General features: G+C 48.2%; 10 protein-coding genes. 5 read left to right on the forward strand and 5 right to left on the reverse strand.

Annotated elements, in window-relative coordinates; all coding sequences use genetic code 11:
- Positions 1–28: 28 nt before the first annotated feature.
- The 4 genes from ACYVF1_RS03320 to ACYVF1_RS03335 all read right to left on the reverse strand — a co-directional run bounded on the left by ACYVF1_RS03320 (position 29) and on the right by ACYVF1_RS03335 (position 6812).
- Positions 29–3466 (reverse strand): efflux RND transporter permease subunit, encoded by a 3438-nt coding sequence (locus tag ACYVF1_RS03320; protein ID WP_461075592.1) that lies wholly within the window; start codon positions 3464–3466, stop codon positions 29–31.
- A 141-nt stretch (positions 3467–3607) separates the two neighbouring features.
- Positions 3608–4750, reverse strand: coding sequence for an efflux RND transporter periplasmic adaptor subunit (locus ACYVF1_RS03325; protein WP_461077797.1), 1143 nt, complete (start codon positions 4748–4750; stop codon positions 3608–3610).
- Between the two features lie 60 nt (positions 4751–4810).
- Positions 4811–6211, reverse strand: coding sequence for a TolC family protein (locus ACYVF1_RS03330; protein WP_461075594.1), 1401 nt, complete (start codon positions 6209–6211; stop codon positions 4811–4813).
- Positions 6198–6812: a TetR/AcrR family transcriptional regulator gene (locus ACYVF1_RS03335; protein ID WP_461075596.1), complete on the reverse strand. Its 615-nt coding sequence runs from the start codon at positions 6810–6812 to the stop codon at positions 6198–6200. The genes ACYVF1_RS03330 and ACYVF1_RS03335 overlap by 14 nt, the downstream gene beginning before the upstream one ends.
- 307 nt (positions 6813–7119) lie before the next feature.
- On the opposite strand from ACYVF1_RS03335, the gene ACYVF1_RS03340 reads away from it, so the two are divergent.
- Together ACYVF1_RS03340 and ACYVF1_RS03345 are read left to right on the forward strand one after the other, a co-directional pair.
- Complete coding sequence (locus ACYVF1_RS03340) at positions 7120–8496, forward strand: UDP-N-acetylmuramate--L-alanine ligase (RefSeq protein ID WP_461075598.1); 1377 nt, start codon at positions 7120–7122, stop codon at positions 8494–8496.
- A gap of 6 nt (positions 8497–8502) precedes the next feature.
- Positions 8503–9069 (forward strand): LOG family protein, encoded by a 567-nt coding sequence (locus tag ACYVF1_RS03345; RefSeq protein ID WP_461075600.1) that lies wholly within the window; start codon positions 8503–8505, stop codon positions 9067–9069.
- Positions 9070–9104: 35 nt separating this feature from the next.
- Here ACYVF1_RS03345 and ACYVF1_RS03350 read toward each other — a convergent pair whose 3' ends face one another.
- Positions 9105–10418 carry an APC family permease gene (locus ACYVF1_RS03350; RefSeq protein WP_461075602.1) on the reverse strand — a complete coding sequence of 438 codons (1314 nt, stop codon included), beginning with the start codon at positions 10416–10418 and terminating at the stop codon, positions 9105–9107.
- Positions 10419–10430: 12 nt separating this feature from the next.
- Between ACYVF1_RS03350 and crcB the strand changes: the two genes are divergently transcribed.
- The 3 genes from crcB to ACYVF1_RS03365 all read left to right on the forward strand — a co-directional run bounded on the left by crcB (position 10431) and on the right by ACYVF1_RS03365 (position 13290).
- Positions 10431–10931: a fluoride efflux transporter CrcB gene (gene crcB / locus ACYVF1_RS03355; RefSeq protein ID WP_461075604.1), complete on the forward strand. Its 501-nt coding sequence runs from the start codon at positions 10431–10433 to the stop codon at positions 10929–10931.
- A 135-nt stretch (positions 10932–11066) separates the two neighbouring features.
- Complete coding sequence (locus ACYVF1_RS03360; RefSeq protein WP_461077799.1) at positions 11067–12482, forward strand: M14 family zinc carboxypeptidase; 1416 nt, start codon at positions 11067–11069, stop codon at positions 12480–12482.
- A gap of 319 nt (positions 12483–12801) precedes the next feature.
- Positions 12802–13290, forward strand: coding sequence for an RrF2 family transcriptional regulator (locus ACYVF1_RS03365; protein WP_461075606.1), 489 nt, complete (start codon positions 12802–12804; stop codon positions 13288–13290).
- Positions 13291–13346: the final 56 nt, after the last annotated feature.

The raw sequence follows: 13346 nt of genomic DNA on the forward strand, positions 1-13346 counted from the left end.
CATTCTTTCACTCTTTCGCTCATTAAAATTACACAAGTTCTTCTTCCGGCTCCAACTCGCGTTTCTCGAGTGCAGGGTCTTTCTTGCCGAACCACTTCATCCGAATCCGCTCATTAATCCAGTACATACAAGGTACTACCACGAGGGTAAGAACCGTTGAGAACGTTAAGCCGAAGATAATCGTCCAGGCCAGGATATTCCAGAATACCGAACTATCTCCTCCAATAACCAGATTCGGATCGAAGTCGCGGAAAAGCGTCACGAAATTTACTGTGAGGCCAAACGCCAGCGGAATCAGACCCAGTACGGCCGCCGAAGCCGTCAGCAATACCGGTGTCAGACGAATGCCGCCTGCTTCAATAATGGCCTCACGTAGCGGTACGCCCCGACCACGCAATTCTTCAATGAATTCGATGAGCAGAATCCCGTTCTTCACCACGATACCTGCCAGTGCGATGATACCCACGCCCGACATAATAATCGAGAAATCTTTGTTAAAGACGACGAAACCAAGCAGTACGCCAATCAGCGAGAACAGGATGGTGACGAAGATAATCAGCGGTTTTACGACCGAGTTGAACTGCGTCGACATAATCAGGTAGATAAGCATCAGCGCGATACCGAAAGCCGCACCTAAGAAGCTCATCGATTCCTGCTGATCTTCCTGCTCACCACCGATACGAACCGTGTAGCCATTCGGAACTTCCATTTCGTTGATAACGGTCTGAATCTGAGCCACAATCTGGTTGGCGTTGTAGCCCGGTACTACGTCGGAGCTAAGCGTTACCAGACGTTCCTGATTCTTGCGGTTGATCTGGCTGAACGTAGTAGAATAGCTGATATTCGCTACCGACGTAATGGGCACCTGACGTAGCTGACCACCCATCACCATGTCGCGATAAACGACATTTAGGCTCAGAAGCCGGTCAATCTGGCTGCGATCGTCCTGTTTCAGACGTACCATAATCGGGTACTCATCTTTGGCATCGCGGAATTTAGATACCTCAAGTCCAAACAGGGCCGTCCGAATCGCCATCGCGATTTGACCCGACGAAATGCCTTCACGTTCCGCTTTTTCGCGGTCAATGTCGATTACGATTTCGGGCTTGTTGGTAATCAGATCCGACTTCAGCTGGTCAATACCCTGAATCCCGGCTTTCGCAATATTCTGCTTAACCTGATTCTCCAGTTTTTTCAGCTCGTCGAACTCTTCACCCGCAATTTCAATAGCAATTGGCTTACCGGTTGGCGGACCATTCGATTCGCGTTCTACCGAAATTTCGCTACCGGGTAATCCAACCATCGCCATCCGAACTTTCGAAAGCAGTGAATCAGTTGAAATGCCACCACGTTCCACGCCCGGTACAAAGGCAACCGTCACTTTCGATTTATGCGGAGTCGCCGACCGGTCGGGGTTCATCGGATCGCCAGCGTTTTTACCAACGTTCGAAATAACCGAATTCACAATGCCCATGGCTTTGTTGTCTTCCATGACTTTGAAAACGCGCTTCTCAATTTCCTTCGTCGTTGCGTTCGTCACGCGGGCGTCCGTACCGATAGGCATTACGTTGTACACGTAAATGTAATCCGGCTCACCGCTTGGGAAAAACAGCACTTTGGGTTTGGCAATGCCTGTAATAATGAACGTCAGAATCAGTAAACCAAACGCGGCAACAATAGCAAACACAGGTCGCCAGCCGTGCAAAATCCACGAAATCAACTTACGGTAGCCATTTTTCAGACCTGGCAGCAATGTCTCCTGGAACGGAATAATCAGCTTCGGCGTCAGAACGTAGTGATTGAAGACGTACAGAATCAGGAACAGTACAAACAGGTTGCCAATACCTCGGTCAATGACGTAGCCAACGCCCGCCAGTACAGTCAAAATCAGTACCGGCCGCTTGATTTCCTGGAAAGTTGGCTTTTTGTGATTAGCCTCTTCGTCGTGCCGTTTCATAAATGTTACAGCGAAAACCGGGTTGATTACATACGCCACGAACAGCGATGCAAACAGGGTTAGGATGAGCGTCAGTGGCAGGAATTTCATGAACTCACCTACAATTCCTGGCCAGAATAACAGCGGGAAGAACGGCGCGATGGTCGTCAACGTACCGGATAATACCGGCGCAAATACCTCACCCGCAGCGGCTTTAACGGCTTGTCGGATGTTCCAGTTTTTGTGCTCGTTAAAAAGCCGGTGCGCGTTCTCGATCACCACAATGGCATCATCGACCACCAGCCCTAAACCAAGCAGGAAGGCGAACAATACCATGATATTCAGCGTAAACGACGTACCAACGACTGGCCCAACTACAGGCATCAACACGAATGCGACCAGCGCCGAGAGAGGTACCGACAGACCGACGAAAATAGCGTCGCGCACACCCATGAAGAACATCAGTACGAGTACTACGAAAATGAAGCCCAGTACAACCGTGTTCACGAGGTCGTTCACACTTTCGCGGGTACGTTCCGATTGGTCAGCGGTTATTTTTACGTCCAGACCCGCCGGGAAATGCGACGTTTTATATTCCGCAATGGTTTCCTCAATCCGGTCGGCGGCCGAAATCAGGTTGGCGCCCGCCCGTTTAATGACGTTCAACGTAACAACCGATTTGTTGTTTAAGCGAGCGAAATCTTGTTGCTCTTCAAAGTTGTCTGTTACTTCAGCAATATCGCCCAGCCGAACGGTTGCACCCGTAGCTGTCCGAATTTGCAGGTTCTGAAGCTGTGCTACGTCGGTGAATTCACCCTTTACACGTACCGTCCGACGAACGCCATCAATCGGCAATTCACCACCCGATACGTTGATGTTTTCGCCCTGAATCGCCTGCTGAATATCGGTGAACGCCAGTCCTGCCGATTGCATCCGGGCAAGATCGAGGTTGATCTGGATCTCCCGCGTCAACGCACCCACGATATCGACACGACGAATTTCGGGCATCCCTTCAATGACGTCCTGCAAATCTTCGGCGTATTCTTTCAGTTGTTTCAGCGAGAAATTACCGGCCATGTTGATGTTCATAATCGGCATTTCCGAGAAGTCGACGTCCTGCGCCGTTGGACCTGCATCAAGCTTTTGCGGCAGGTCGGGCTTGGCTTTGTCGATGGCGTCGCGCACCCGTTGCAGCGCTTCCGCCGATTCTACGTCAGGGTTAAATTCAACGAGAATAACCGATACGTCCTGCAACGCATTCGATTTGATCCGTTTTACGCCAGAAATCGACTTTAATTGCTTCTCAATCTGTTTGTTAATCGTATTTTCAATATCCGCTGGTGCCGTTCCTACGTACACGGTGTTGATGTACACCTGCGGTACTTTGATGTCGGGAAACTGCTCCTTCGGCAGATTGTTATACACGAACAGCCCACCAATCGTAATCAGGAAGGTGAAAATGTAAATCGCCGTCCGGTTTTCAACGCACCAGTTGGTAAATCCGAGGGTTTTATATTGTTCAAATTTCATGTTGTAATGGTTTTTCGATTCGATTTGTAGAGACCGGTCCGCCGTTGCGGAGGCATGCCTTGTCTCATGACCGGATGGGTTTAACGCGACCTATTGCTGACGCACATGAGAGAAGGCATGCCTTCTCTCTACAAATACAAATCAGAAATTAATCGGTTGTCCATCGACCAAATCCTGATAACCAGCCGTAACGATCTGATCGCCCGACTGTAACCCTTGCGTCACTTCAATCTGGCCGCCGTACGACTGACCCGTTTTAATCGTTTTGGCTTTCGCAACTTTCTTGCCGCCCTCATTCACCGCTACGTACACCAGTTGCCCATTTTCTGTGCTCTGAATCAGGTTCTGGTTGATCACAATAGCGTTTGACTGCGTCTGGTCATTGATTTTTACCCGAGCCAACATGTTTGGTTTCAGCGCGTTGTCCGACGGTAGCGGAGCTTCAATCGTGAATGTCCGGGTGGCAGGATCAACGGTAGTAGCTACGAACGAGATTTTCGAACTCAGTTTCCGGTTCAAATCCGGGAATTCAACCTGAATAGCATCCCCCTTCCGAACACTGCCCGAATACGTATCAGCAACTTTCGCTACCACTTTCAGTTGCGACAGATTTACGACCTGCACCAAGCCCATTCCTGGCATCGCCGATTGACCAACTTTCACCATTACGTGGTCGACAACGCCCGAAATTGGCGCCGTTACAGTCGACTGGCCGATTTGAGCATTCAACGTAGAGAGTCGACGTTCCAGCGATTCTTTGTTGTTTTTAGCTTGCAGGTACTGAATTTCCGTACCAATCTGCTGTTTCCACAAAGCGGCCTGTTTTTCGAACACGGTATTGGCCAATGAAAGCTGCGTTTTCACTTCTTCCACCGACTCACGTAGCAACTGATCATCTACTTTGGCAATGGGTTGCCCAGCTCGAACCTGGTCACCTTCGCGAACGTAAACCGCCGTAACAACACCGCCCGATTTAGGTGAAACCTGTACGTTATTTTTGGCGTCGATTGTTCCCTGTAATTCTACAAAGTGCTTGAACGTACCAGAGGTCAATGGCGCAACCGTTACGTCCTTCACGCGAGCTTCTTCCTGCTTTTTCGGATCAAGTTTGGCAAGTTCCGACTCTAGTGATTTAATCTTGGTATTCAGTTCGGTCTGCTGCGATTTCAGCGAGGCAAGCTCTTCCCGTTTGGCCGTCACGTCAGACGCGCCCCCGTTTTCATTTTTCTCCCCTGAGCAGGCTGCAAGTAAGCCGACAAGGGCAATGGCGTAGTATGGCTTCATCATAATCATGTTTAAAATCTTTCTTCTGGCCAGGTTGACTGACACTAACTTGGTATTTGTTTACTGTCCTGTATAAAGTTTGCCGCTGGCTTTGTCGGCATCGACTTTTGCCAGCATAAAATCGAGTAATGACGCGAAATAGTTGGTCTGGGCCTCGCGCGACGAGCTTTCGGCGTTGAGCACTTCAATGTTCGAACCAACTCCTTCTTTGTATTTGATACGGGTCACCCGAAGAATTTCCTGCGCCAGATCGAGGTTGCGCTTTTGGGTACGTAGCGTTTGCAGGCTGTTCTGGGTCGTAATCTGCGCCTGCCGGATTTGCAGGTCAATGGAGTTTTTCAGCAGATTGCTTCCCAGTTTGGCCTTTTCGAGCGCAAATTTCTTTTGCTGAGATAGATAGCGTTTCTGGAAACCATCGAAAACGGGCACCTGAAGCTGTAAGTTAATGGCCGCTGAATTGAACCACTGCGTAGTGAAAAATTCGCCCAGATTGTTACGTCCGTTGTTATGTCCGTAAGTTGCAGAAGCAAATAATCTTGGCAAATATTGTTTGCCAACGCTCTGGAAATCAAGGTCGGCAAGTTGAATCTGGTTCTGCAACGTAGCGTACTCAATACGTTGGTTGTAGTCGAATTCTGGCGAAACAGCTATTGAGCGTTCCAGTTCTTCCAGGTTCAGGTCCTGGATTTTATCGGTCAACGTAATGGCATCGTTGATACCCAGGCCCATCTGAAATTTCAGCAGGTAATAACTCAGGCCAACCAAATTCTGCACATTTTGACGCTCTGCTTTCAGGTTATTCGACTGAACTTCAAGCCGGTTAACGTCAATTTTCTCAACGAATCCCTGCTTATTCAGCGCTATTGTTTCGTTCAAAAGCGTATCGATACGTCCGATATTATAGTCGAGCAATTTGATACGTTCTTCACTAACCAGTACGTTGTAGTACGCTTTAGATACCTGTTCGGCAACACTAATTTTCGAAGCCATTACGTTCTTCTGGCTCAGTTCGCGCAACGTAGCGGCTGCTTTCAGGCCAATTTTGTAGCTGGCGTCGTATAGTAACTGGTTTAGCGTAGCTGATACGTTCCCCTGGAAATTTACCCCGAACGGGATGGCCGTTACGCCCGCATTTTCCGGCTGATTACCACTGGTTGCCGTCGACGAAGCCGGGGCCCCAAAACCACCAGCAGGTAAGATAAATTTCTGAATAATAGCGTTGTATGTAAGTAAGCTTGCAATGCTCACCTGAGGCAGCGCACTCGATTTTACTTCCCGAATCCGGGCTTCGGAACTCAGGGCATCCAGCCCCGAATTTTTCACATTGATGTTGTTGTCTACCGCGAACTTTACCGCTTCAGTCAGCGAAAAGTTCTGGTTAGTCTGAGCCAGCAATGGACCGCTGCTTACCAGAGCAAGTGCGCCGACCATTATAGCTAGTTTCGTATTAGTTAACTTCATGGTTGTACTGATTAACATACTGGTTGTAGATGGTGAATCCTTTCTCGGTCAGCATTCCGCGGACGAAGTGGTGAATGAGTTCATATTGAATTTGCTGCATGGTGAATTGGTCGGTTGAAAATAGTTCAGTATTAAAGGCAAGCTCGATTTGTTCGACCCGAAGACGGGCTAAAATGGTCGGATTTATGTCGGGACGATATAGGCCTTGTTCAATACCTTTTTGGATATTTTCAAGAATAGATCGCATAATCTGATTTTCTTTATACTGTCTGAACAAAGCAAACGCCTGTGGGTAGTAGCGTTTTACGTCAACCAGCAAATTGGGGCTAACCTGGTCGGCATGTTTCTGCATCATGTTCAGAACCCATAGCATTTCTTCTACCGGATTGAGGCCTTCTATGACCATGCAATCCATTTCTGACTGATTTCTAACCGTTTTATCCTGGATAACCTGGTATAAAATCTCTTCTTTATCGTTGAAATGCTGATAAATCGTCTTCTTCGAGATACCAAGCTGTTTCGCAATATCTTCCATTGTTACAGAGCGTACACCATACTTCCAGAACAATCGTTCAGCCTCTGCCAAAATCCTCTGTTTCATCAAAAAATAGAACTTTTACAGGATGAACTTCGGAAACTCAAATATAGTTCGGAGTTTCCAGGTTAATTTGGAGAAAGTGATGAACGGCCTGAAAAGTGGAGTGAAACCACCTAATTCACCGATGAAATCTGTGGTATTTAACCTGGTAATATGTACTATGCAGAGCCAAGGCATGCCTTGTCGAATAACCAGATGGTTTTGATTGGCGCCTGAGATTGCTGACGTCAATGAGCCAAGGCATGCCTTAGCTCTACCCGTTCCAAAAAGAAACCCTATTTTTGCCACGCATTTTGTTTTTGTTTATCTGATGTCTCAGGCCATTCATTTTATTTCTATCGGCGGTAGCGCCATGCACAACCTCGCTCGCGCCCTGCAACAACAGGGTTACGTCATTACCGGCTCCGACGACGAAATCAACGAACCTTCCCGCACGCGACTGCAGGAGCAGGGCTTGCTGCCTGCCAGTCCGGGCTGGTATCCTGAAAAAATCCATGCCGGGCTTAGTGGCGTTATTGTTGGTATGCACGCCAAAGCGGATAATCCTGAATTAGTTCGCGCACAGGAACTGGGCTTACCCATCTATTCCTATCCTGAGTTTGTCGACCAGCTGAGCCGAAATAAACAGCGCGTAGTGATTGCCGGGAGTCATGGTAAAACGACGATTACGGCGATGATTCTGCACGCACTGAAGCACTTTAAACGGAATGCCGACTACGTAGTTGGAGCCGTTATGGATGGTTTTGATACCACCGTGCGTCTGACGAACGATACCGATGGAAATGCAGCGCCGGTCATTATTCTGGAAGCTGACGAGTTTCCGTCTTCACCCATTGATACGCGCCCGAAATTTCTGCAATACCAGCCGCACATTGCGCTCATTAGCGGAATTGCCTGGGACCATGTTGCTTATTATCCAACTTGGGAAACGTATGTGGACCCGTTCGAGTCGCTGGCCGAAGCTATGCCGAAAGCGGGCATCTTAATCTTCGATGAATCGGACGATATGCTCGACGTAATAGGTCAGAAAGAGCGCGAAGACATTACCAAAATTCCGTATCAGGCGCACCCCAGCGAAGTCGTAAATGGGCAAACGTACCTGATTACGAAGCAAAAACAGAAAGTTCCGGTCCAGATTTTTGGGGAGCACAATATGAAAAATATTGCCGGTGCCATGATCGTCTGCGACAGAATCGGCATCACGGAAGATCAGTTTTATGAAGCCATACCGAGTTTTAGTGGCGTAGGTAACCGTCTCGAAAAAATTGCTGAAACTACCGATAAGGGTAAGTCTCAACGTATCGTTTTCCGTGATCTCGCCCATGCGCCCGCGCAGGTAGAAGCTGCTACACAAGCTGTTAAAGCTCAATTTTCGACTCAGAAACTTTTGGCTGTACTGGAATTATCGGCTTCCGACGTAGCAAATAGCAATTTTCTGGAAGAATATAAAGATAGCCTGAAAGCCGCCGATGCTGTGACTATTTACGTGAATGCTACGTCTGATGGTGTCAATCCTGAACGTATTATTGCTACGTTTGGCCGGACTGATCTGCGTTTGTTTACTGATACGTTAGGTCTACAAACGTATCTATTGGAGCAGCAGGAGCAGGCCGCTATTTTTCTATTTATGAGTTCGGCTACGTTCGGCGGTTTAGATTTACAGGCTGTTAGTTCTCAATTGTTGTAAAAAATCATGCAAAGTATAGTTGTTTATTGTGGTTCCAGCCCTGGTGCGAATCCTGTTTATAATGAAGTCGCTACGGAACTTGGCAAGAAGATGGCGGCCCAGAGCATCCGGCTCATTTATGGTGGTGGCGGCTTCGGTCTTATGGGCGACGTAGCAGACGCCGTTTTGCAAAACGGCGGAGAAGTGACGGGGGTAATTCCTAATTTTCTAGCTGATCTCGAAGTGGCCCACAAAACGCTTTCCGAACTGCATTTTGTGGAAACCATGCACGAGCGAAAATACAAAATGGTGCAACTGGCCAAAGGCGTGATTGCCCTGCCTGGCGGCTACGGTACGTTGGATGAATTATTCGAAATTCTGGCCTGGCGCCAACTGAAAATTTACGACGGTCCAATTGCTATTATTAATATCAATGGCTTCTACGACTTACTACTTCAGCAACTCGACCGGATGGTGGACGATGGGTTCCTTAAACCTCAGAATCGTGAATTACTCATCGTAGCGGAATCGGTTGATGAAGCTCTGGAGCAGATAAGTGCTTTCTGGAATGGGGGTGAATCTGAGTCGTTCTAGCAACCTGTCTGGCTATCGAAACGTTTCTCCAGAAACTAACGACTCCCTTTTTTAATAACTAAATAAATTGGATAGCTGATGGCGATGAAAGCAATGGCGTAGAGGCTGCTGGAAAAATCACCGATGACGACGCCTATCAAAAAGGCCAGCGACATAATCAACAATATCCAGGTGGAGAAAGGATAACCCCAGGCACGTACCGGGCGCGGGAGTTCGGGCTCGGTCTGGCGTAGACGTATCAGCGACGAAAAGCCCGACGCGTAGCACAGCACGAAAAAGAACGTAGCAATATCCGAAAGTTTGCCGTAGGTGTTGGTTAGAATCATCAGAACCGACGCGCTGGCAGTCAGAATTGTTGCATAAGTAGGCGTACCACCCGCGTTGACGTGCGTGACGAACGGGAAAAACAGTCCATCGCGCCCCATCGCGAAAATGACGCGCGGGTTAAACATAATCTGGGCGTTGATAATACCCATAATCGAAATCATCAGCAGGAACGTAACGATCTGTGCACTTCCCGGCCCAAACAGGTATTGAACAGCGTCAGCAGCCGCCAGTTTCGAACCTGCCAACGTCGATACGGGCAATACGTAGATCAGGGCCAGATTCACCAGTACGTAAATACCAATAATCAGCAGAACGCCAGTGATCATGGAGCGGGGCAGATTTCGGCTGGGGTTTACATCTTCTTCGGTGAAATAAGCGGCTGTGTGCCAGCCATCATAGGTATAAAAAATAGACTGCAATGCAGCCAGAATTCCGAGCCAGACACCACCTTCAGCTAACGGACGAAGGTCGCTGGGGGATGGCGTGGCCGGTTTGTCGGGAGTAACGGTAAAACAAACAATAACGAAAGCAAGTAGCCCCACTGCTTTCAATAAACTCATTACTTCCTGCGCCCGGCTGGCCAGCATGACGCCAATGGAGTGAAACGCCACGAAAGCCGCCAGAATACCAATGGCCACCATTTTCTGATAAGCCTCCAGCGAAGGAAACAGCAAACTGGTGTACTCGCTCATAACGGCGGCCCCAAATGCCATAGCCGACACACTCCCTAGCCAGCTACTGATACCGATTACAAAACCAGCATAATCGCCAAATGCCCGGCGCGTGTACACGTACCAGGCCCCCGCTTTGGGTAACATGGTTCCCAACTCCATTACCGATAGCGACCCAGCCAGTGCGTAAAGACCGACGGCTAACCAAACGACGATTATTAACGTTGGGTCGCCGATGTCCTGCGCAATTGGGCCGGGCTTCCGCAGGATACCAGTGCCAATAGTGCCGCCAATCGTAACCGCTATGCCGAAACCAACACCCAGTAGTTTCTTAAGTTGATTCTGAGCCATAGAAGAGAAATCGTGAACGCCGAAGTTGAACGGTGGATTTTCACAATGATAGCGAAAAGTTGCCTGTTCAACGTAGCACCCGTTGTAAAACGGCCATCGTTGCCGATTTTTCGTAAGTTTGCTGGCATGAGATTGTTACTGACGCATCCATACGTGTTGGTCTTTATGGGCGGGGGAGCTGGAAGCCTGCTTCGCTACGTAGCAGGTCGTTATGTACCGGTAATGTTGACCGGGTCGCCTTTTCCAACCGCCATTCTGCTGGTCAACGTAGTGGCGAGTTTTATACTTGGCGCCGTGATCAGCTGGGCAACGTATCACCAGGACGAAACCACTCGGTTACTGGTAGGGGTTGGTTTCTGCGGAGGACTCAGCACGTTTTCAAGCTTTAGCTACGATACGGTTGCACTGCTGCAAAATGGTCGTATTGGAGCCGCCCTACTCAACATCGGTTTAAACGTAGTACTGTGTCTGCTGGCTTCAATGGCAGGTCTATGGCTGGGTCAAAAATTATAAAAACAAATAACTATGCAGATTAAACCACTTGCTGGTCTGACTCAGCAGTTGCCTGAACGTAGGCCAATATGTCTGTTGAAATCGGTTTATGCAATCCGGCAATCTGCGCTGATAACTTTACTTTTTTTGTTACGAATGGCTTTTACAAACCTACAAGCCCAGGATTTAGAACTATCTCGTCGACTGCACGATGCCCACGATACGTTCAAGGAAAAAACACTGGCTCACCGCCGATTTAAGCATACTGATATCGTGCCGCTGATCCAGCGTCTAAGCGGACCATTGTCGGTTAGCCAGGCGGGGGAGTCGCTGGAAAAACGCGCCATTTACCAGGTGAAGGCCGGAACCGGCGCTACGAACGTACTGCTCTGGAGCCAGATGCACGGTGACGAAGCCACAGCAACGATGGCGATGTTCGATATTTTCAACTTCTTGCAAGCTAAAAACGACGGTTTCGATGCGCTACGCCAAACCATTCTGACCAATATGTCCATCTATTTTGTGCCGATGCTCAATCCCGATGGAGCCGAACGCTTTCAGCGACGTACCGCTACCGACATCGACATGAACCGCGATGCGCTACGTTTACAAACACCCGAAGGAGCTTTATTAAAACACCTTCAGCAAACCCTGAAACCACTCGTCGGCTTCAATCTGCACGATCAGAATCCGCGGTATAGCGTAGCTAAAACCGGCAAACAGGCCGTTGTTTCGTTTCTGGCTACGGCGTATGATGAAGAACGTAACGTAAACGACGTTCGCCAGCGGTCGATGCAGTTGATTGTAGGCATGAATCGCGTTTTGCAGCAGTTTATTCCCGGCCAGGTCGCTCGTTACGATGACGAGTTTGAACCGCGTGCATTTGGCGATAACATCCAGAAATGGGGCACTACGTTAATCCTGATCGAGTCGGGCGGATTTAAAGGTGATTCCGAAAAAATGACCATTCGGCGATTAAATTTCGTCGCTATTCTGACGGCACTGAAAGCTATTGCCGATGGGTCATACAAGCAGGAAAACACGGCTGATTACCCGACGATTCCAGAAAATGGACGTGCCTTATTCGACGTATTAATTCGGAATGTGACCACCTTGCGCAATGGCTACCCTGTGCGAGTCGATATAGGTATAAACCACCATGAAGTGAGTGACAAATCCGCTCGTTCGTATCATTACAGGAGCGTCATAGAAGATCTGGGTGACCTATCGACATTTTACGGAATAGATGAGATTGATGCCACAGGAATGACGCTTACACCCGCCAATATATACCCCGATACACTCGATTCGGCAGCCGAGTTGGCTAAACTGGATTTGCCAAGCCTTCGGCAAAATGGAGTACTCGCTTTTAAAATTAAAAAAGCGCAACAGAGTGTGTTTCCGGTTCAACAAGTACACCTTTTGCACGAAGGTAGTTTGCCAGCACAGCCTCTTGAACTAGAGCAAATTCCTACGTTTCTGCTCAAAAAAGGGAATCAGGTTCGCTATCGGTTTGTCAATGGTTTTTGGGAGGAGAAGCCTGAGAGCGTTCAAAATGGAATTATTGATTAAAAGTAAGCAGAGCGGTAGGCCGCCATATGAGCGCTAAAATCAACTAATTAACGTAGACTACGGGTCTCTGTCCGCCTTGAAGCTAATACTCGACTAAATCCATGAACTTTTAGGGAGTAAATGAATGTTCGGCAGTAAATTTGCACTGCTTATATGTTAACCAGTAAGAATGTGTCTAAATTGTACACATTTTTCATGAACGAGTTTAGATTCTTGATTGATTGCTGAGGACTTACTAACTTGGCAGATTATAAGGAATTATACTCATACATGTGCGTGTTTTCATAATCCCTAATAATCCTTCACAGACGCCGTAACGATGATCTCAAAGAAAGCAAAATATGCCATTAAGGCCCTCAAAGTGTTGACCGAAGAGTATGGAAAAGGTCCCGTATTGATTTCATACATCTCAGCTAAAGAACACATTCCCAAGAAGTTCCTGGAAGCTATTCTTTTAGAATTGCGTAATCACGGCATTCTGCAAAGCCAGAAAGGGAAAGGAGGAGGTTACCTGCTACGTGTCGATCCGGCACGGGTTAATCTGGCGCAGGTACTACGTGTAATTGATGGGCCTATTGCGCCAACTCCCTGTGTATCGTTTAACTTTTACGTTAAATGCGACGACTGCGACGATGAGATCACCTGCGCGTTACGTCCTATTATGGAACGTGTCAGAGACGCGAACCTGGGCGTATATGAGAACACCTCCCTACTTACATTCCAGAATCCAGATTCGCTGCAAACCAAAGAGATTCCCCTTGGAACGCCAACGGCCAGCGTAGCAGATTCGTCAAGGCTGACGGCTTAAAGAAAGTTAAAAAGTTGTAGGGTTATAAAGTCGCAAAGTTTTTGAGCAGAACTCAA

Source organism: Spirosoma flavus (assembly GCF_054778555.1).